At 45.1% G+C, this 21,243-nt stretch carries 22 protein-coding genes; all 22 read left to right on the top strand.

The window, feature by feature from the left end:
- Positions 1-218 precede the first annotated feature (218 nt).
- The 22 genes from DWX43_RS24760 to DWX43_RS24655 all read left to right on the top strand — a co-directional run bounded on the left by DWX43_RS24760 (position 219) and on the right by DWX43_RS24655 (position 21,199).
- Complete coding sequence (locus tag DWX43_RS24760; protein WP_109733321.1) at positions 219-1,100, top strand: sugar ABC transporter permease; 882 nt, start codon at positions 219-221, stop codon at positions 1,098-1,100.
- A 14-nt stretch (positions 1,101-1,114) separates the two neighbouring features.
- The gene (locus DWX43_RS24755; RefSeq protein ID WP_109733322.1) at positions 1,115-1,951 is read left to right on the top strand and encodes a carbohydrate ABC transporter permease; all 837 of its coding nucleotides are present in this window, start codon (positions 1,115-1,117) and stop codon (positions 1,949-1,951) included.
- A gap of 60 nt (positions 1,952-2,011) precedes the next feature.
- On the top strand, positions 2,012-3,331 hold the full coding sequence (locus tag DWX43_RS24750; RefSeq protein WP_118622569.1) for a sugar ABC transporter substrate-binding protein: 1,320 nt from the start codon (positions 2,012-2,014) through the stop codon (positions 3,329-3,331).
- Between the two features lie 77 nt (positions 3,332-3,408).
- The gene (locus tag DWX43_RS24745) at positions 3,409-5,169 is read left to right on the top strand and encodes a hypothetical protein (protein WP_118622567.1); all 1,761 of its coding nucleotides are present in this window, start codon (positions 3,409-3,411) and stop codon (positions 5,167-5,169) included.
- A 553-nt stretch (positions 5,170-5,722) separates the two neighbouring features.
- Positions 5,723-5,968 (top strand): hypothetical protein, encoded by a 246-nt coding sequence (locus tag DWX43_RS24740; RefSeq protein WP_109733325.1) that lies wholly within the window; start codon positions 5,723-5,725, stop codon positions 5,966-5,968.
- A gap of 145 nt (positions 5,969-6,113) precedes the next feature.
- Complete coding sequence (locus DWX43_RS24735) at positions 6,114-8,084, top strand: glycosyl hydrolase family 18 protein (RefSeq protein ID WP_118622565.1); 1,971 nt, start codon at positions 6,114-6,116, stop codon at positions 8,082-8,084.
- A gap of 61 nt (positions 8,085-8,145) precedes the next feature.
- The gene (locus DWX43_RS24730; RefSeq protein WP_242996227.1) at positions 8,146-8,847 is read left to right on the top strand and encodes an N-acetylmuramoyl-L-alanine amidase; all 702 of its coding nucleotides are present in this window, start codon (positions 8,146-8,148) and stop codon (positions 8,845-8,847) included.
- An 86-nt stretch (positions 8,848-8,933) separates the two neighbouring features.
- On the top strand, positions 8,934-10,460 hold the full coding sequence (locus tag DWX43_RS24725; RefSeq protein ID WP_118622575.1) for an L-threonylcarbamoyladenylate synthase: 1,527 nt from the start codon (positions 8,934-8,936) through the stop codon (positions 10,458-10,460).
- Positions 10,460-11,089: a uracil phosphoribosyltransferase gene (upp, locus tag DWX43_RS24720; RefSeq protein WP_109733327.1), complete on the top strand. Its 630-nt coding sequence runs from the start codon at positions 10,460-10,462 to the stop codon at positions 11,087-11,089. The genes DWX43_RS24725 and upp overlap by 1 nt, the downstream gene beginning before the upstream one ends.
- Before the next feature lie 20 nt (positions 11,090-11,109).
- On the top strand, positions 11,110-11,598 hold the full coding sequence (locus DWX43_RS24715) for a dCMP deaminase family protein (protein WP_109733328.1): 489 nt from the start codon (positions 11,110-11,112) through the stop codon (positions 11,596-11,598).
- Between the two features lie 169 nt (positions 11,599-11,767).
- Positions 11,768-11,977: a pro-sigmaK processing inhibitor BofA family protein gene (locus DWX43_RS24710; protein ID WP_109733329.1), complete on the top strand. Its 210-nt coding sequence runs from the start codon at positions 11,768-11,770 to the stop codon at positions 11,975-11,977.
- Between the two features lie 256 nt (positions 11,978-12,233).
- Entirely contained in the window at positions 12,234-13,157 is a 924-nt protein-coding gene (locus tag DWX43_RS24705; RefSeq protein ID WP_118622563.1) for a hypothetical protein, read from the top strand.
- The gene (locus DWX43_RS24700) at positions 13,157-14,431 is read left to right on the top strand and encodes a CpaF family protein (RefSeq protein WP_109733331.1); all 1,275 of its coding nucleotides are present in this window, start codon (positions 13,157-13,159) and stop codon (positions 14,429-14,431) included. Before DWX43_RS24705 ends, DWX43_RS24700 begins: the two co-directional genes overlap by 1 nt.
- Positions 14,385-15,071, top strand: a complete 687-nt coding sequence (locus DWX43_RS24695) for a type II secretion system F family protein (protein WP_181368822.1) — start codon at positions 14,385-14,387, stop codon at positions 15,069-15,071. The genes DWX43_RS24700 and DWX43_RS24695 overlap by 47 nt, the downstream gene beginning before the upstream one ends.
- 29 nt (positions 15,072-15,100) lie before the next feature.
- Positions 15,101-16,339, top strand: coding sequence for a type II secretion system F family protein (locus tag DWX43_RS24690; RefSeq protein WP_182440817.1), 1,239 nt, complete (start codon positions 15,101-15,103; stop codon positions 16,337-16,339).
- Positions 16,340-16,373: 34 nt separating this feature from the next.
- Positions 16,374-16,586 (top strand): Flp1 family type IVb pilin, encoded by a 213-nt coding sequence (locus tag DWX43_RS24685; protein WP_109733333.1) that lies wholly within the window; start codon positions 16,374-16,376, stop codon positions 16,584-16,586.
- 1 nt (position 16,587) lies between these two features.
- On the top strand, positions 16,588-17,961 hold the full coding sequence (locus tag DWX43_RS24680) for a DUF5702 domain-containing protein (protein ID WP_182440816.1): 1,374 nt from the start codon (positions 16,588-16,590) through the stop codon (positions 17,959-17,961).
- A gap of 110 nt (positions 17,962-18,071) precedes the next feature.
- Positions 18,072-18,869 carry a pilus assembly protein gene (locus DWX43_RS24675; protein WP_118622559.1) on the top strand — a complete coding sequence of 266 codons (798 nt, stop codon included), beginning with the start codon at positions 18,072-18,074 and terminating at the stop codon, positions 18,867-18,869.
- A complete protein-coding gene (locus tag DWX43_RS24670) occupies positions 18,857-19,288 on the top strand; it encodes a prepilin peptidase (protein ID WP_118622557.1) in 432 nt (143 codons plus the stop codon). Before DWX43_RS24675 ends, DWX43_RS24670 begins: the two co-directional genes overlap by 13 nt.
- Position 19,289: 1 nt before the next feature.
- Positions 19,290-19,745, top strand: a complete 456-nt coding sequence (locus DWX43_RS24665) for a TadE family protein (protein WP_118622555.1) — start codon at positions 19,290-19,292, stop codon at positions 19,743-19,745.
- Complete coding sequence (locus DWX43_RS24660; protein ID WP_118622553.1) at positions 19,742-20,521, top strand: DUF6382 domain-containing protein; 780 nt, start codon at positions 19,742-19,744, stop codon at positions 20,519-20,521. Before DWX43_RS24665 ends, DWX43_RS24660 begins: the two co-directional genes overlap by 4 nt.
- Positions 20,522-20,590: 69 nt before the next feature.
- Positions 20,591-21,199: a rhomboid family intramembrane serine protease gene (locus tag DWX43_RS24655; RefSeq protein ID WP_118622551.1), complete on the top strand. Its 609-nt coding sequence runs from the start codon at positions 20,591-20,593 to the stop codon at positions 21,197-21,199.
- Positions 21,200-21,243 lie beyond the last annotated feature (44 nt).

Below are 21,243 nucleotides of genomic sequence, written 5' to 3'. Positions count from 1 at the left end.
GCCTGAGCGAAGCGAAAGGAATGGATATAAGTATGAAAAAGAGACTGGCAGGAGGGGACTGGAGGCCCCGAAGATCATTCAGGAATGCAGAAGGGAAAAAGCCATATCCGGGAAATGCCTAAGTGGCGGTGCAGTAAGGATTTGGCACTAGTTAGAACAACGTTATGAGAACTTTCAGGCTGCAGGAAATTGGCTGCCATAAAAACTGAGGTGATAATGTGAAAAAGAAAAGAGACGAAAAATCGGGGTATCTGTTTATACTTCCCGCCACGTTGATGCTTCTGGGTGTGAATATCTACCCATTAGTCAGAGGTATCATGCTGGCTTTTACAAACCGCAATTTCTTATACCCTAAAAAAACAAAAATTGTGGGATTAAAAAACTTCATAGAAATTATTTTCCGGGATAAAGAATTCTGGGGAGTTCTGGGATTCACATTTTTCTTTGCAATTGCATCTGTCGTGATTATTTACCTGATTGGACTTTGCATTGCACTGCTGATTAACAGAGAGTTTAAAGGAAAGAATTTTTTCCGGGCACTGTTTCTGCTCCCCTGGGTTATTCCATCCGTAGTTGCGGCAAACTCCTGGATCTGGATGATGAATGACCAGACTGGATTCATTAACACGACACTGATGAAATGGGGCGTTATCAAAGAGCCGATTTTGTTTCTGGCGACGAAACATGCGGCACAGCTATCTGCAATCATGGTAAACGCATGGAAGAGCTTTCCGTTTATGCTGCTGGTTCTTTTAGCGGCGATGCAGAATATAGATCATGGCTTATATGAGTCGGCAAGAATCGACGGTGCAAGCCGATTCCAGTGTTTCCGTTATATTACCATGCCTATGATCAAAGGTATAAGTGTAGTCTCCACAGTTCTGATGATGATCTGGAGCTTCAATAACTTTGAAAATGTATATCTGCTTACAAGAGGCGGCCCGGCGAGAGCGACGATGAATATCTCAATTTATACATATAATCTCGCTTTCTACAGGAATCAATGGGGATATGCGTCAGCAGTAGCCGTAGTTATGATGATCATTATGTTCGCTTTGTCTTATGTATACCGAAGGCTGCTGCGGACACAGGATGATTAAGGGAGGAGAACAGTATGAATAAGTATAAAAAATTAAAAGCGACAGCATTTTATGCAGTACTGCTGCTTATTGGACTTCTGATCAACCTTCCTATTATTAATATGGTTGGCTCAGCATTTAAGAGCAGCAAAGAGATTTTTACGAATAATAATCTCTTCCCACACCACCCGACAGTGGAAAATTTTAAAAACGTACTCGAAAGGACACCATTTTTCCAGTATGTTCTAAACAGCCTGATGGTGGCGATTGTCGTATCCATTATAGTGGCAGTTGTATCGTGCCTCGCGGGATACGCAATCTCAAGGTATGCGAAAAAAATTAAGTTTTTTAAGCATTACTCCAGCCTGTTCCTGATCCTTCAGATGTTCCCGGGCGTCCTTCTGATGATTCCGGTTGTAGTGCTGCTGAGTGACATTGGTTTAGGGGATTCACTGTGGGGGCTGATACTGGTCTATGTCTCTACGAACATTCCGTTTTGTACATGGATGATCAGCGGATTCTTTGACGGAATACCGTCAGAGATTGATGAAGCGGCTAAAATAGACGGCTGTAATGTATTTCAGTCCTTTGCAAAAATAGTGGTTCCACTTTCCAGCTCAGGAATTGCATCTATTATTATTTTTACATTCATCAACTGCTGGAATGAATATATGCTGGCAAATGTTATCCTGAAGAGTCAGGATTTGAGAACACTGCCGTTGGGCCTGCAGACATTTATTATGCAGTTTGACACAGATTGGAGCTCCCTGATGGCGGCCTCCACAATGACAATTATTCCGGTACTGTTTTTCCTGATATTTATGCAGAAGCATATTGTATCCGGGCTGACGGCCGGGGCGGTAAAGGGCTAGAATCTGATAGTGGGATGCACTATTAAGATAGAAGAAAAGTAGAAAAAAGGAGAATGTAAGATGAAAAAGAGAACGAAAAAAATTATGAGCCTCCTTCTTGCAGGAGCAATGGTAGTATCTCTCGCTGGATGTGGAAAATCAGGAGGAAGTGACAGTTCAAAAGACAGTGATTCAAAGGGATCAGGGGTTGCCGAGATTACATTTTGGGATATGCCGTGGGGACCGGCGGAATACCAGAATGTAGCAGAAAAACTGGTGGATCAGTTTAATGAGGAACATAAGGATACGATTAAAGTAAAATATCAGTCGATTCCTTGGGACGGATGCTTTAATGCATTCAATGTTGCTATTGAATCGGGTGCAGATCTTGATGTCAGTACCGGTTCTGCATATCAGCCTCATCAGTTCGCGGAGATGGACGAAATCCTGCCGATGGATGATGTGGTGAAGGCGTTTGAAGAGGAAGGAAAGCTGGATGACTTTGTAGACGGAAGCCTGGATCAGTTCCAGATGGATGGCCAGCAGGTTGCAATGCCCTGGAATATTGACCCGAAGGGAATCTACTATAATAAAGAAATGCTGGATGCGGCAGGTCTTACTGCACCGACTACATGGGATGAATTTTACGACTGCTGTAAGGCGCTGACAAAAGACGGCGTATACGGGCTTGCTCTTGCAGGAAATAACCCGTGGCAGTTAGAAGCCCTGATGTTCGATAACGGCGGAAGCTATATTGATGAAGACAAACAGGCGAACTTTGATACTCCGCAGACAAAAGAAGCGCTGGAATTCCTCAGAAAGCTGAAAGATGTATGCGCACCGGGAAGTGCAGGCTATAAGCGTGATGAGGCGGTAAAGCTTTTTATGCAGGAAAAGGCAGCGTTTATAGTAATGAGCGCGGACTTTAGTGTTGAGATTAAGAACCAGAGTGAAGAATTTTATGATAAATGTGAAGTTTTAGAGCCTCTTACCAGCCCGGAAGGAATCCAGAGAGGCATGATGGGAATGAACGGTATTATGGGATACAAGCAGACAAAGCATCCGGAAGAAGTTAAGACATTCATTAAATGGTGGATTGAAAATTCAGATGTGCTTTGGGAAGAAGGACAGATGGGGCCATTCCCGTCCAGAAAATCCCAGATGGAACTTTCCAGTATCGCTGACAACAAATTCAAACAGGTATTTGCAGAATCCATCATTCCTGTAGGTGTTCCGCTGAACTTCCCACATAAGGGAGCATTCCCGGCAGTCAATGTCATTGAGGGAGAGGAACTCGGAGCAGAGGCAAGCAGTACAGTACTGGGAACCGATACACCGATTGACGAAATTACTTCTACAATCAACGATAAGATTCAGACGATTCTGGAGGCAAACGAGTAAATAAATTCGATGCATATTTAAGACTGGGGGAGTTTCTGATGACCGATTCTTCCCTGGTTTTAAAATAGGAGGATGAAATGAAAGAATTTAAAAATTTTAAGGTGGCAGCATATGTTCATGCGGAATTTCTTCATTTTGCAGATTTGGAACAGATAGAAGCGGGAATCAAGTTTTTTAAGAAATACATTTCCCTGCACAAAGTGTACCTGGAAACACACAGAGGGCTGTATGATATTCCGAATGAGAAAATGGCTCAAATTAAGAAGCTGTTTTTGGAGAATGGAATTGAAGCTTCCGGAGGGATCACCTCAACAATTAAAATAGACGGGCATGAGAAAAACAGTATTTTTGATGTGTTCTGTTTTTCTGATCCAGTATACCGTGAGAAGTATATGGAAATTGTGAAAAATACCGCAGCCCAGTTCGACGAAGTGATTCTGGATGACTTTTTCTTTACGGCATGCCGCTGTGAGATGTGTATCAGGGAAAAAGGAGACAGAACCTGGGCGCAGTTCCGCCTGGATCAGATGGAAGAGATGGCACAGGAGATTGTAAAGCTGGCACATGAGGTCAATCCGAAGTGTAACTTTATCATTAAGTATCCAAACTGGTATGAATCCTATCAGGAATGTGGATACAACCCTGGGAAACAGAGATTTATCTTTGATCATATTTATACAGGAACAGAGAGCAGAAATCCGAAATATGACCAGCAGCATTTGCAGAGATATTTAAGTTACAGTTTAATCCGGCTTCTGGAAAATGCGGCGCCTGGGCGTAATGGGGGCGGCTGGATCGATCAGGGTGCTTCCTGGGATAACCTGAATGTCTGGCTGGAACAGGCTGCACTTACCGTATTTGCAGGCGCAAGAGAACTGATGCTGTTTAACTTCAGCGAACTGCTTGAGACGGCAGCACTGCCGCCTTTGGGCCTTTGCATGGAGCGGGTGGACGCTATCCTGGATAAGACCGGAAATCCGACAGGAACAAGCGTATATGAGCCCTTCGATGCGGACGGCGAGGATCAGCTGATGAACTACATAGGAATGCTGGGAGGCGCTCTGGAGCCGACCCCGGAATTCAAGAAGGAAGAGCCTGTTATCCTGCTGACAGAGAGTGCAGCGTGTGACTCGGAAATCGTGCAGAAGCTGGAGCGGTATATCGCAGAAGGCGGAAATGCGGTTGTGACGACGGGATTTCTCAGGAAGACATATGACAGGGGAATTAAGGAATTGACATCCGTGCGTCTGACTGGCAGAAGAGTCAAGGGGAGAGAATACTGGATTGATTCTTATTATACGAATCACAAATCCTTCTGCAGTGCGAAGGACGATATCAGCATAGAGGCACTGGATTATAAGACGAATGCAACCTGGTGTGAGATTGCAATGATTTCAGGGGACTGTAATTTCCCGTTAGTTTTAGATGATTTTTATGGGAACGGACATCTGTTCGTCTTGAATATCCCGGACAATTTCTCTGATCTGTATCATTTGCCGAAGGATATCATCGGAAGTATCCATAAGATGATGGCAAAGAACCATCCTGTATATCTGGAGGCTGAGGCGAAGTATAATCTCTTCTTATATGATAACGCAACCTTTGGTGTTCAGTCATACCGCCCATATCCGGAGGATTTGGAGATTATCTTAAAGGGTGAGGAATATTGCGGAATACGGGATCTGGAAAGCGGCGAAGAGTTTTATCCATGCGGCGAAAAGATACGCCCGGTTAAACGGTTCGATTCTGCCAAGACAGAAGAAGAACCAGTGGAACATATCATCCGCGTACCATTTATGAATGGATTTTTCCGATTCTATGAGCTGATTAAGAAATAAAAGCAGTATCGGCGGTTCTTTGAAAGTGAATAAATTTTTTGCGGCTTCGGGTACAGTGCCTCCTTAACGGTGGCAGCATATCCGAAGCCGCAGTTATTTCTGTGAATCAGGGAAATGTGCAGACTTTCTTCATCTGGACAGCTCAAAATGTGAATAATTTAAATAAAATAGTTCTGGCAGGAAAGTTGTCAACAAATGTGGATGGCTTATGAACAAAAAACACATTGAAATGCCTGCAGGCGCTCACTATAATGGCAGTTACAGAAGATAGTATTCCTGGATAAATAAATGTTTATATGAAAGGAGGAGTAAAGTATTTGGTTTTCTTCTATCAGGATATGAAGGAAATCCTGTCTTTTATGTTAATCAATTTAAATTCAGTTGTCTGTTTCAAAGACAAGATCATCAGAAATTCTTAAGAGGAGTTAACTGCAGATTCATGCTATCTTCCATATTGCGCTTTTATCCGGTGGTACGTCACAATGCCTTCGAGAGGTCATACATAAAAAGCGCCTGTAATATTTATCCGAATCGGCAGGGAAAGGAGCAAGCCATGGAGAACGCTGATACAGCTTACAGCTACAAAGAGTTATACACAGAATTGGAGAATTATGAGAAAAATGGAGTATGTATGTTGATGGACGGCAGCAAGGCCAGCCCGATGCAGATAGTGACCGCGCACATGGTCCGTGAGGAAGGCAGCTATATGCGGGACTATATCCTCGATCCCGAAGGATACATAAAATCACTTATCTTTGTAAATATTAATGAAAATAATGAAAATCATTTTGAGAACTAGGCAGAGAATCCCCCCTGCTGCCGGATAGCCGGCACTTACATGAACGAGAATCATACAAAAAATGAACAGTGGGTAAAAAATATGTTATTCAGGTTGAACTACTCCTGTTTCATAAGGTATAATAGGGTCTAATAGGAGGTGCGGCATGGACGAAAGAGAAAGAAGAGCTGCGAATGCCCAGAGGGCGAGACAGCAGAATGCACAGAGAAGACGCCCAGGCAGCAGCGATGCAAGGACGGGGAATCCCCGGCCGGCAGGCGCAGGCCCGAATGGCCCTAGACCAGGCAGCTCAAGAAGCAGCGGACAGAATCCAAGAAAAAGAAGCAGCCGTGCAAGGAGAAGGAGACGCAATCTGATTATAAGGATATTACTTCTTATTGTACTGATTATCATAGTAATAGGTGGATTAATTGTCTGGAAGAAATACGGCTCATCAAAAGAGAAGGCCGATCTGAAACAATATTATGGAATACAAAGTGATGACGATCTGGCTACAGTTGTGAATAATCAGGTAATCGGCGCGCTGGAAGGCGGAACAGCCGGAGGAAAGGTATTTGACGGTGTGCCTTATATTGAATATTCTGTAGTACGCGATTATATCAATGAGCGTTTCTACTGGGATTCCAATGAAAATGTATTGTTATATACATTACCGAGCGGCAGTGTTTCTGTAAGTGTGGGCAGCAAAGAGTACACAGATATTAAAGAAAAGAAAAGTGAAGATTATGTAATACTGAAGGCAGAAGGAAAGACTGCATATATAGCGCTTGCGTTTATCCAGGAATATACGAACATGGACTATCAGATCTATGAGAGTAAGGATAAAGCAGTGCCTGAGAGAGCGGTTATTGAGTGTGACTGGGGTGAACATTCCTATGCTGTGTTAAAGAGAGATACAGAAGTCAGGTATCAGGGCGGAGTTAAGAGTCCGATTCTGACAGAAGTAAAGAAGTCTGACAAGGTAAGGGTACTGGAAGACGAGAATGACTGGATGAAGGTCCGTACTGATGACGGGTTTATTGGGTATGTTAAGACAAGCTCGCTAAAGACCTCTGAAAAGGAAGTAACATCCAGAAAGTTTGATGAACCGGAGTACACGAATATCTCAACAGGCAGTACGATCAACATGGCATGGCATAATGTGGAGAATGACACCGCCAACGGCTATGTACTTGAGACAATCGCAGGTACAAAGGGGCTGACTACAATCGCACCGACATGGTTCAGTATTTCTGACACAGAAGGCAACATATCATCGATTGCCAACTCTGATTATGTAAACTATGCACATCAGTCCAATCTGGATGTATGGGCTGTACTGCGTGATTTTCATGGAGGAATCAACTCCTATGATGAGACATACGAAGTATTGAGTTATACTTCAAAAAGGGAGAATCTGATCAACCAGGTTATTGCGGCGGCGCTGCAGTCACAGGTTGACGGGATCAATCTCGATTTCGAACTGATCTCGGAAGAGTGTGGAGAGCATTATATACAGTTTGTAAGAGAGCTGTCTGTAAAGTGCAGACAGAATGACCTCGTATTTTCTGTGAATGATTATGTTCCAATGCCGTATAATGAGCATTACCATTTGAAGGAACAGGGAATTGTAGCGGATTATGTGATCATCATGGGATATGATGAGCACACAGACGGCTCTTATGAGGCAGGTTCCGTGGCGTCTTATAATTATGTAAAAGATGGCATTGAGAACGCTCTGAAACTGGTTCCGAATACAAAACTCGTGAATGCAATCCCGTTCTATACAAGACTCTGGCTGGAGACACCAAAGGCAGCCTCAGAACTGGAGGAAGAAGCGGGAACCGAGGCCGCAGACTATCCGAATAGGGTGAGCAGCACGGCGTTGGGAATGGAAGAGGCAGAGGATATGGTTAAATCTGCCGGTGCAGAGACCACATGGGATGACAAGGCAAAGCAGAATTACGCTGAATGGGAGACTGACGGCGGAACCTACAAGATCTGGCTGGAGGACAGCAAGTCCATTGAGGAAAAGCTGAAGCTCATCAAAGAGAATAATCTTGCCGGAGTTGCCGAATGGCGTCTTGGCTGGGAAAAATCAAATATCTGGGATTTGATTCTTCAATATGTAAATTAGGAAAGAAACATCTCTTTTCCGCATATATTTAGAAATAATATATGGGAAAGGGGATGTTTTTTTGCGCCGGAAATTAGGATTACTGGCACTTATACTGCTGCTCGGGTGTGCAGTGGCAGGCAGCCAGAAGGCGGGGGAATATCTGTATCAGAATTACATGGCGGATGAAAGTGTGCAGACAGCAGCCCAGGCGAAGGCAGAAGGAAAGCAGGTTATCGCTATTGATGCCGGCCATGGTGGAAAAGATCCGGGGAAAGTGGGGATAAATCAGGCATTAGAAAAAGATTTGAACCTGGAGATTGCGAAAAAGGTAAAATCAAATCTGGAGAAACAGGGGTTTGCGGTAGTCATGACCCGTGAAGATGCAGAAGGGCTTGCAGATTCAAAGGCAGAGGACATGAAAGCACGTGTCTCAATTATTAACAAAGCGAAGCCGTCACTGGCTGTCAGTATCCACCAGAACAGTTATCCCGAAGAAAGTATACATGGAGCGCAGGTGTTTTATTATACCCACTCTAAGGAAGGGGAAAACGCTGCGAAGATTATGCAGCAGGCACTGCTAACGGCAGATCCGGACAATAAGAGACAGGCGAAAGCAAATGATACATACTATATGCTGAAGAAAACGGAGGTACCGGTTATCATTGTAGAATGCGGATTTCTGAGTAATTCACAGGAAGCGGAAAAACTTGGAAGTGATGAATACCAGAATGCACTGGCAGAGGCTATTTCTGAGGGGATAAAGGATTGCCTGCCCAAATAAGTGAACAGTAATGTGGATAAGTCTGTAGAAAGCCTGTTCATAAATTTCTGTTTTTTTTTACTATGAATGATGGTATAATGGACCCTATGAAAACAATAATAAAAAAAGTAGATCCTAATCAGATAGACGAAAAAGTGATATTAGAAGCAGGTAACATTCTGAAACAGGGCGGTCTTGTTGCATTTCCTACGGAAACGGTCTATGGACTGGGAGCGAATGCCTTGGATGAGGAGGCGGCAAAGAAGACTTATGCAGCAAAGGGACGTCCTTCAGATAATCCATTGATTGTACACATTGCAGATATGCAGGCTCTGGAAGAGATTGCGGTCAATATACCTCCGGAGACGGAAGAACTGGCCTTTCATTTTTGGCCGGGGCCGCTTACGATGATATTTGAAAAGAGTGGGCAGGTTCCCTATGGCACCACTGGCGGACTGGATACGGTCGCGGTCAGGATGCCGAGCGATGTGATTGCCCGGGAGCTGATTCTGGCAGCAGGTGGTTTTGTTTCTGCGCCCAGCGCTAACACATCGGGACGGCCGAGCCCTACAACTGCGCAGCACGTGCAGGAAGATCTGGACGGCAAGATTGAGATGATTCTGGATGGGGGAAGCGTGGATATCGGTCTGGAATCTACGATTCTGGATATGACAGTCACACCTCCTATGATTCTGCGCCCGGGTGCCGTTACTGTGGATATGCTGGAGAAAGTGATCGGCCCGGTCAGCGTGGATGAGACCATTCTGGGAAGTGAGAGCGAGCAGGCACCAAAAGCGCCGGGAATGAAATACCGCCATTACGCTCCGAAAGCAAAGCTTACGATTGTGGAGGGGACACTCAGGGAAGAAGTACTCGCTATCCGCCAGCTGGCCTACGCGGCTTTCCGTGAAGGGAAGAAGATTGGAATCATCGCAACGAATGAGACTGAAATTTTTTATACACATGGGCTTGTGAAAAACATAGGTTCCAGAGAGAATGATAAGACGATTGCGAGGAATCTTTATGCCGTCCTACGCGAGTTTGATGAAGAAGATGTCTCAGAGATTTACAGCGAGTCTTTTGCTGTTCAGGGGATTGGCAATGCCATCATGAACCGGCTGGAAAAGGCAGCAGGGCATGTCAGGATTTTTGCTGCGCCGATTGTAAAGCAGCAGAAATACAGGAGAATTATTTTTTTAAGCAATACAGATACAAGCAGGGGGCCTATGGCGGCCGGGCTGTTAAAGCATCAGGATTTAAATCAGGAGTATACGATTGATTCCCGTGGCCTTGTCGTGCTCTTTCCCGAGCCTGCAAATCAAAAGGCGGAGGCAATTATGAAGAGCGGCCAGATGACTCTGGAGGGACATTCTTCCATTGCACTTTCGGCGGATGACCTACAGGAAGATACACTGATCCTTACGATGGAAGACAGCCAGAAGTGGAAAGTAGTTTCAGAGTATGAAAATATTAAAAATGTCTATACTCTAAATGAGTTCACAGAGGACAATACAGAAATACCGAACCCGTATGGGCAGCCATTGACTGCATACGGGGAATGTTATGAGATTATCACGAAGCTGATAGAAAAGTTAACAAATAAATTAAATACATTTACACAAGGAGGAGAATGATGTCAAAAGTACACATTATGGATCATCCATTGATTCAGCACAAAATCAGCTACATCCGCAGAGAAGAGGTAGGGACAAAGGAATTCCGCGAGGTTGTCGGTGAGATTGCCTGCCTGATGTGCTATGAGGCAACACGTGACCTGAAGCTTGGGGATGTAAAGATTAAGACACCAATCTGCGAGACAATCGGAAAAGAACTTGCCGGGAAGAAACTGGCCGTTGTGCCGATTTTAAGGGCCGGACTGGGAATGGTGGACGGAATGCTGACTCTGATACCCGCTGCAAAAGTGGGACATATCGGGCTTTACCGTGACCCAGAGACTTTTGAGCCTGTGGAGTATTACTGCAAGCTGCCGGCAGACTGTGATGAAAGACAGGTATTCGTTGTAGATCCTATGCTGGCTACAGGAGGATCAAGCACCGCAGCGATCCAGATGCTGAAGGACAAGGGTGTAAAAAGAATCCGCTTTATGTGTATAATTGCTGCTCCGGAAGGGGTTAAGCGTATGCAGGAGGCACATCCGGATGTTGATATCTATATAGGTGCACTGGATGAACGCCTGAACGAACATAAATATATAGTACCCGGTCTTGGAGATGCAGGAGACCGCATTTTCGGAACGAAATAAATTGAAAGGAGCGATTGGACATGTCAGACAAAAGAGAGGACTATTTGTCCTGGGATGAATATTTCATGGGAGTGGCAATGCTCTCCGGCATGCGTTCCAAAGATCCGAATACTCAGGTAGGATGCTGTATCGTCAGTCAGGACAACAAGATATTATCAATGGGATATAACGGTTTTCCGATCGGCTGTTCAGACGATGAGTTTCCTTGGGCAAGAGAAGGGGATGACCCGCTTGAGACGAAGTATGTTTACTCCACACACAGCGAGCTGAACGCAATCCTAAACTATAACGGCGGCAGCCTGTCCGGGGCGAAGCTGTATGTTTCCCTGTTCCCCTGCAATGAGTGTGCAAAGGCGATCATTCAGTCTGGGATCAAGGAAGTTATATATGACTGCGACAAATATGCAGACACTGCGGGGGTTATGGCCTCGAAAAGAATGATGGATGCAGCAGGGGTCCGCTATCATCAGTACCACAGGACAAACCGCGAAGTGACAATCAAATTATAAGTAAACGAAACAAGAACTAAAGTGGCAGGTTCCGGGGGCGGAGCCTGTCTTTTTTTTGACTTCAAAGGGGTCAGACCCCTTTGAAACTGGTTGTTAAGAAATTAACGGAATAAATGGAGAACATCCGGAATAAGATATCATATATGCAAGTGGCGGAGGATTTGTGATTATGGAAAATAAACTGGCATCTGCGGTGGTTAATTTTATTGTCAGGGCGATTCTTGGTATGGGACTGATTTTCTTCATCAATCAGTATCTTCTGCCGGGAGATAACACATTAAATGTCGGTTTGAATGCGGTGTCCTTTTTGACAACCGGAAGCCTTGGTATTCCGGGCGTCTGCCTTCTTTACGGAATTTTATTCTATCAAAATTTGTGAGGTTTTCACAAAAACAAACTAATTTAGAAATGGGTCTGGACTTTTAGAAAAACTGTGTTTATAATACGATTCACACAGCAGTTATTCGAGCTGCTGTCACATTCGAACACGGAATCTCCGTGACGAATATATCTTTGGTTAGATTAGCAGGGAAATCTGACCATCACGATCGAGTCAGGCTGCATGAATCGCAGCGGTAAATTCAATTAATCGATGAACAGAGATAACACATTGAAAACAGAACAGGAGGGATACGTTGCATCCGAAGAATTTTGTGATTTGTGATGTGGAGAAAGAGTATGCCAGAAACCTTATGCAGGCAATCAGTGCGCGTAAGGAACTGGGATTTCAGATGCATCTGTTTCAGAATCTGGAACATCTTGAGGCATTTTCGAAGAAAAAGGAAATCCACATCCTGCTGCTGGGGGAAGACTACCCGGCCGGCAAAAGAAAAGCGATTTGTGCAAATGTACGCTATGTACTTGTGAAAGGGGATGAGAAAGGGCTCCTGCCTGATGAAAAAGGGATATACAAGTATCAGTCCGCGGACATGATACTGACCAGAATTCTGGAAGATTCGATGGACGGCGGGGAGCTGCTGCGGCACAAGGAAGGACGGGGCGGGCAGCTGATTGGAATTTATTCGCCTGTACACAGGATAGGCAAGACCAGGTTTGCACTGGAACTGGGAAAGGAACTTTCAAAAGAAGGGCCTGTACTGTATCTGAATCTGGAGGAATATTCCGGAATGGATTATTATTTCCCGCAGAATACGGGACAGAATCTGGGGGACCTGCTTTATTATATCCGTCAGGATAAAGGAAATCTGGGACTGAGGATTAGTGCAATGGCAGGGCAGACAGGCGGGCTGGACTATGTGGCGCCCATACCTGTCATTCAGGATTTAAGGGCAGTCGGGGAAGAGGAGTGGCTGCGGCTGTTTGAAGAGATATTCTCAAACTGTATGTATAAACATGTGATTCTGGACCTTGGTGACGGAATCAGAGGGCTGTACCCGATATTGAGGGCATGCAGGACGGTATATACGCTATATACAGATGATCCCGTATCGCAGGCAAAGCTCAGGCAGTATTCTGAAAACCTGCGGGTAACCGGATTTGAAGATGTACTGGAGCATACCGTACAGAAAAAAGTGCAGGTAAAGGCAGGTGATCTTTAATGGACCGGCTGGAGCAGATGTACGACAGGGTCCTTCAGAAGATGGACATGGGGCATGAGATGGAAGACGGAGAACTGTTGGAACTCATACATACTGTGCTGAATGAGTCCGGGGAGGAAGAATATATTCCCCTTCAGGAGAAAATCCATTTAAGCAGGGAGTTATTCAATGCGTTTCGAAAGCTCGATATCCTGCAGGAACTAATAGAGGATGAGGAAATCACGGAAATTATGATCAATGGAACAGATAATATATTTCTGGAGAAGAACGGCCGTCTGTTCCAATCGGACAAGCGTTTTGTATCCGGTAATAAACTGGAAGATGTTATCCAGCAGATTGTTGCAGGGACGAACCGGTATGTGAATGAGGCATCGCCGATTGCAGATGCCAGGCTGGAAGACGGGTCTCGTGTAAATGTGGTTCTTAAGCCGGTAGCATTGAATGGCCCTATCATGACGATACGTAAATTCCCGAAGGAAAAGGTAACATTTGATCAGTTGATTTCATGGGGAAGCATCACGGATGAAGTGGTGGAATTTTTGAAAATGCTTGTGGGTGCCAGATATAACATTTTTGTGAGTGGAGGAACCGGGTCAGGAAAAACGACATTCCTGAATGCTATGTCAGACTACCTTCCTAAGGACGAAAGAATTATAACGATTGAGGACAATGCCGAACTGCAGATAAAGGGGGTTCCTAATCTGGTAAGGCTGGAGGCGAGGAATGCAAATCTGGAGGGGGAGGGATCTGTTACGATCCGTGACCTGATCAGGTCGGCACTGCGCATGAGGCCGGACCGGATTATCGTAGGGGAGGTCCGCGGGGACGAGACGGTGGATATGATTTCATCCATGCTCAACGGACACAGCGGCTCAATGTCGACCGGACATGCCAACAACCCGACCGATATGCTGCACCGTCTTGAGACAATGATGATGATGGGGATTGATATGCCCCTGCCGGCCATACAAAGGCAGGTTGCATCCGCTATTGATATTATCATCCATTTAGGCAGGCTGAGGGATAAGAGCAGAAAAGTTTTGGAGATTGCCGAGGTTCTCGGTTTTGAAGATGGCATGATACGAATCCACACATTGTATGAATTCAGGGAGGAGGGTATGGAAAATGGGAAAATTAAAGGCAGGCTTATGAAGGTGGAAGAACTCGTTCATTCTGAAAAGCTTCTGGCAGCAGGATATCAGCGGGAAGGAATACCTGCTGGCACTGATGAGGGGGCTCCTGCTAACGGGAATAGCGGGATATCTGTTTTATAACTCGTGGCTTTCAGTCATTCTTATGATTCCCGGGACTGCTCTGTATCTTAAGAACTGGCAGAGGGAGCAGTTCCATAAGAAGGAGCTGGAGTTTAGGGAACAGTTCAGGACAGGGATTCAGACGATGGCATCTGCAATGAATGTGGGGTATTCTGTAGAGAATGCAATCAGGGAGGCTTCAAGGGATATGAAAGCGCTGTTCCACAAGAGATGCAGGATACAGAAGGAATTTGACCGCATGATATACCAGATGGACATGAACAGGACCGCCGAACAGGTGATGACGGAATTCGCGGAGAGGGTAAATCAGGAAGACGTTACCAGCTTTACAACGGTATTTGTGACAGCAAAAAGAACGGGCGGGGATAGTATTACGATTATGAGGGATACGGTACGGGATATCAGTGGGAAGATCGAGGTAGAGAAGGAGATACAGACCCTTCTGGCAGCCAGAAAACTGGAATTTAAAGTAATGTGTATCATACCGGCCGGAATCATCCTGTATATGAGGATTGCTTTTCCTGAATTCATGAATGTTTTGTATGGGAATGTGCTGGGGGTGGTTCTGATGAGCATTTGCATGGGGATATATATTGCGGCTTACCGTATTGGCCAGAAAATAGTGGATATTGAGGTTTAGGAAAAAGACAGGAGAGCAGGAGGAATGGCATGGCAAGGGTAAAATGGAATTCGGTATATGGAAGAATGGGAATGGTATTCCTGTCAGCGAGTGTTCTTTCACTTCTTGTATATGTGGCCGACCATAGCCGGGCCCCGGAAAAAAACAAGTCCGGAAAAAGTATTCTGGAACGGGAAGACCCGGGGGAGGGAAAGCAGGATATTGATCTGGAAGTCAGGATTGGCGGGGATAAGGAATCTCTGACTGTGACTGTGGGGGAACAGCAATATAGCAAAGACAAGCTTCCGGAAGTGTTTGATCAAGCCGGTAAGAAGTTGGAGGAACTGGTGCTTGGAGAGAATACCACTCTGGATGAGGTCAGGGGAGACCTGAACCTGATTGAGCGCATTCCCGATACGGGAATAGAGGTCTCATGGGAACTTGATAATTATGAAGTTATGAATCTCATGGGAGAATTGAATGAGGACAATCTGCGTGAGGAGGGGACTCTGGTGGGGCTGAGGGCCCTGCTGTCCTATGAAGGGGAGGAAGCCGTACATTCCTTCTGTGCGAAAGTATTTCCTCCTGCTATCAGTGCAGAAGAAAAACGGGTCAGGGAATTAGCACAACAGATTCAGAAAGAGGAGGCTGATAGCAGAGAGAAGGCATATCTGACTCTGCCTGATGAGTTGGACGGGAAAAGGCTTTCATGGAAATACGCGGGTGATTCCCGCGCGGCAGGACTTTTTGTATTAGGGATTGCCGCATCCGGGGCTGTATTTGCCCTTGATAAAGAGAAAAAGAAGCAGCAGATGGAGGCACGGAACCGACAGCTGACAGTCGATTATCCGCAGCTGATCAGTCAGTTTACACTGTTTCTGGCAGCTGGCATGACAGCAAGGAAAGCATGGTTCCAGATTGCACGGGAATATGAAAGAATAAAGCCACACAAAGGAACCAGGCCGGCTTATGAGGAAATGGTATATGCCATGCATGAAATTCAGGGAGGAATACCGGAGGGGGAGTGCTATGAAAGATTCGGCGGCAGATGCGGCCTGCCGGCCTATCGCAAGTTTGGGGCAATGCTTTCCCAGAATTTGAGGAAGGGGACGAAGGGCCTGACAGATCTGCTGAAAAAAGAGGCCAGAGAAGCATTTGAGGACCGAAAAAATGAGGCAAGAAGGCTGGGGGAAGAGGCAGGAACAAAATTGCTGGGCCCCATGTTTATGATGCTGGCAGTTGTCCTGCTGATCATCGTGGTACCGGCATTTCTGACTGTACAGATTTAGGAAAGTAAGATTATAAAGGACTGGAGGATTATGTATGAAGGAATTTATGAATAAAGTAACTGGTAAAATCAGGCGGAAATGGCTGCATATTAGAATGGTTATAGAAGATAACTCGGGATTGTCAGTTGTGGAAATGATCCTGATTCTGGTGGTAATCATAGCACTCGTGCTGATATTTAAAAACCAGCTGATCAGCCTGGTGAATTCTATCTTCGATAAGATTACAAGTGAAAGCGCGGGGATTTAAATTGAAAAAAGGAGAAGTAACGGCATTTCTGAGCCTGATCTTTATTCTTATAATTTCGTTTATATCAGCTATGATTGAGAGTACTGTGATACAGACGGAAAAGAATCAGAAACGGCTCGATGTGGACCGGGCTGTATTTTCTATATTTGGTGAGTATCAGAAGCAGCTTCTGGAGGAGTATGAAGTACTGGCGATTGACATAAGTTACGGAACTGCATCGTATCGTGAAGAAAATCTTCTGGACCGCATGAGATATTACGGTTCGGTGGGAATCGAGCATGATATTCAGGGGATTCAGTATCTGTCAGATAAAAACGGAAATGCGTTTCGTGAACAAGTGCTTGATTATATGGAGGATACATACGGAATCTCTATCATACGAGACTTAGCGGGTATGACAGGGCAGTGGCAGGAACAGGAACTGAATGGTGAAGAACTGGGGCGTCAGGATTCAGAATGGAATACACAGCTGGAAGAAACCCTTGAGGAAAACGAGAGTATGCTGCCGGCCGAAGAAAACCCTCTGCCCAATGTAGAGAACCTGAAGCAGTCCAGCCTCCTTCAGCTTATCCTTCCACGGGAATACCAGCTTTCGGGCAGGCAGATCAACCTGTCAGAGCAGCCGGGAGCCAGAACGTTAAGGAAGGGAAAAGGTAGTTTTTATATGAGACAGGACTTGAATGGGATTGAGGAACGTCTCCTGTTTCACGAATATCTGCTGAAAAAATTCAGTAATGCCGTGGAGACAAAAGGGGAGAATCGTAGTTTGTCTTATGAGATTGAATACATGATAGGGGGTAAGGGCTCCGATTCAGAAAATCTGGAAGCAGTAGCAAAGAAACTGCTTGCGATACGCTTCGGTATGAATTACCTGTACCTGCAGACAGATACAGAGAAGCAGGCAGAAGTGGAGGCACTGGCGCTCACCTTGTCTACGCTGGCAGCCCTGCCGGCCGTAGCAGGAATCGTGAAACAGGTGCTGCTGGCGGCCTGGGCATTCGGTGAAAGTGTCATGGATTTAAGGTCACTGATGTCCGGCAGGAAGGCTGCACTTGTCAAAAACAGCGGAAACTGGCAGCTTTCCCTTTCTTCCCTGATGACACTCGGGACAGGAGAAGATACACAGGAAGGAATGGACGCAGAAGATGGACTTTCCTATACGGATTATCTCAGGATTCTTTTATTTTTACAAAATGAAGATACATTAACAATGAAAGCGCTGGACAGGGTTGAGCAGAATATAAGGTTGGAAAAGAATATAACAAATTTTTGTATTGATTCCTGTGTTGTTAAGCTTAAGCTCCAGAATAAAGCAATCATACGCGAAGGTCTGGAATATCAGTTCCCGGTATATTTTGGTTACGAGACAGCCTGAGACGCTGTTTGAACCCAATGCAGATGCCCTTTCTTCTTAAGCCTGCTGGCCCATCCCTGCCATAAGGAATAAAGATAAAAAATGAAAAATAAAGAAAGGAAAAGACTGCGATGACACAATCATTCTATAGCCCGACAAGATCAATCAAAGAAAGGGCATCTGTATTGGGTTCAAAAGCAAGCGTGACAGTGGAGGCGGCGTTAGCCATCCCTATTTTTCTATTTGCTGTCCTGAGTTTTATTTATCTGTTTGAGATACAGTCCATCAGGACAAGCATCCGTTTCGCCGCCCAGAGCGCGGCGAAAACCGCGGCTGAGGATGTCGTGACACTGCCGGCTGTCAATGTCATGAAATTAAAAAGTGATATTGTGAAGAATATAGGTTCAGAAAGAATCGAGAGGAGTATTCTGGATGGAGGGAGCTCCGGCATCCGGTGCAGTAAAACATATATGTCCATACTAACGGGCGAGATTTATGTAACGGTTGAATATGCTGTACGGCTCCCTGTTCCGAGATTTACAAATCTGACGGCAAAGTTCAAAGAGAGCATGAGGGTCAAGGGCTGGAATGGCTATACATCACGAAATGGGGATTCCGATGGGAACAAGATTGTCTATATCACAGACACCGGACTGGTGTACCACGAGGATTATAGCTGTACCTATCTTCAATTGTCGGTCCGGTTTGTTTCTTTCTCTGAGCTTTCAGGAATTCGCAATGAGGACGGGGGACGATACCACAAATGTGAGAAGTGTGTTCACGGAGATACGATGGCAGGTGTATATATCACAAAGTCAGGTGGGAAATACCATAATTCACTAAACTGCAGCGGACTAAAGAGAACAGTCCGTGCAGTCAAAAAATCAGAGGCAGGAGTGTTAGGAGGATGCAGCAGATGTTCGAAATAGGTCAGGCATGGTGCGGTATATATTTATGTTTATTATCTGTAATTGATATCTGGATAAAAAGGGTTCCGGTCTGTCTGCTTGCAGCAGGCGGCATTGCAGCGGGAATGTATCAGTCATACCAGCGGGACATGCCGCTGCTTATCGTTCTTGGAGGCGCGGCAGCAGGTGTGGTGTTCCTTGCAGTTAGCAGAGTGACAGAAGAGGGATTCGGGTATGGCGACAGCCTGCTGATTTTGGTGTTGGGAATTTATCTTGGCTTCTGGAACCTGCTGGGAGTCTTGTTTGGTGCGTTTCTATTATCTGCCCTGTTTGCAGTATTCGCGCTGGTTCTTCATAAGTTTGACAGGAGTACAGGCTATCCGTTTGTACCGTTTCTTCTAATATCCTATACGATATGGATCTGTACAGGAGGAATCTGATGTGAATGAAAAGATGAGAAGGATAAGAATTAAGGCGCCTGCTACAAATGGGTTAAGAGGAAGTGTTACGGTTGAAATGGCCTATATACTTCCAACCGTCATCATGATATTTCTGCTCATTGTTTATACAGTATTTTATTACCATGATAAAAACATATTAAATGCGGCAGCAGGAGAAACGGCCGTGCTGGGCGCCCAGCTCGAGAGGCAGCGGGGAAAAGAGGGAACAGACCTCCAAAACTTTTACAGGGAGAGGACTGACAGTAAGTTAATTCTATTACATCTGACAGGTGTAAACATAACGAAGAGCAAAAAACAGGTAGAGGTTCAGGCATATGCCCAAAAGGGCCGGATGCGGGTTTCGGTTGTTCAAAGGGCGGTCATCACCAAGGCGGAAGAGAAAATAAGGCTAAAAAGAAAACTGGAAGCCTTAGGCGGAAAGGGAGTGGATAAATGAAGGTAAAATATGAAAAGGAATTAAACAAAGTCTGTCTGCATATTGATCTGCCGCAGGCTTATGAAGAAGATTATCAGATACACATGCTGAAGGAAAACAATATTCCGTGCCTGTTGGATATTACGGGATGTGGGATAGACGGCAGGAGCAGGTACAGCTATACAGTGACAGGGATGATATCTATGAAAACCATGTTTGAGGAGTCTCCCATAAAGCGGGATGACATGATTTTGTTTGTAAATAACCTCATGGAAGCAGTGAAGTCGCTTAGACGGTACATGCTGAATCCGGACGGGCTCCTGCTTTATCCTGAATTTATGTTTTACAGCGCAGACACATGGCATTTCTGTTACCTGCCGGCAAGAAAAAGACCTCTTTGTGAGGCGTTTCATGTGATTACAGAGTATTTTGTTAAAAAACTGGACTATGAGGAAACCGAAGGGATTCTTCTGGCATATGAACTTCATAAAGCTTCCCTGCAGGAAAATTATGATCTTGAAAAAATAATGGATGGATACAGGGAACACGAAGAAAAAAGGAGGGCTAGTATGGAGACAGAAATGAAAGCAAAAACCACATATATACCTGATGAGCCTCTTTTTACAGTAGATGAGGAGGAATATGTACAGACTCCGGACGTAGAGACAATACGGGAGATGGGCGGGCACTTAAGCCCGTGGAAAAAAGCCGCAGATAAAGTGAAAAAAGGACGCTGGGGGAAATGGAAGGATTTGATTCTGGAAACTGATGGACATCAGGAAGAGGAACCTTTATAATATGTATTAAATGAGTAACTGTTCCAAATCATGAACAGTTACTTAAACATTATATAAAGGGGAATCATTTTGGAAAAAAATAAAAACGCCGTGTGTACAACGGCTCTGATTGTTATAAATGTAGGGGTTTTTTTCATTCTTTCACTGATAGGAATGACAGAAGACAGCATGTTTATGCTGGATCACGGAGCAATGTTTGTACCGTATATTGTCAGCGGCCATGAATATTACAGGCTGTTTACCAGTTTGTTCCTGCATTTTGGGATCATCCACCTGCTAAACAATATGGTTATGCTGGGTGCATTGGGATGGAATCTGGAATTAGAGACAGGCAGGATAAAGTTTCTAATCATCTATTTTGTCTCAGGATTAGGCGGGAATCTGCTGTCTTTGTATTTGGATATAAAGGCAAATGAGATGGTGGTATCAGCAGGGGCATCCGGGGCTGTATTCGGCCTGATGGGAGCCCTGCTGTGTGTTGTTTTGAAAAATCATGGAAGAGTAGGGCGTTTGACGAACCGCGGACTTCTCTTTATGGTTGCCCTGAGCCTGTATTTTGGTCTTACAAGCTCAGGTGTGGACAATGCCGCCCACATAGGAGGCCTTGTCTGTGGATTCATAACTGCGGCGGTGCTGTACAGGAGACCACGCGTAGTAAGCAGGCATTCAGAATTCTGATCCGGGGACGCCATCAATTAACATCTGTATTTTACTACAGTATA

It is taken from the genome of Clostridium sp. AF19-22AC (assembly GCF_003479085.1).
In the GTDB taxonomy this organism is placed as follows: Bacteria; Bacillota; Clostridia; order Lachnospirales; family Lachnospiraceae; genus Faecalicatena_A; species Faecalicatena_A orotica.
Note: the sequence above shows the minus strand (reverse complement) of the source record. Positions and strands in the feature narration are given on the sequence as shown.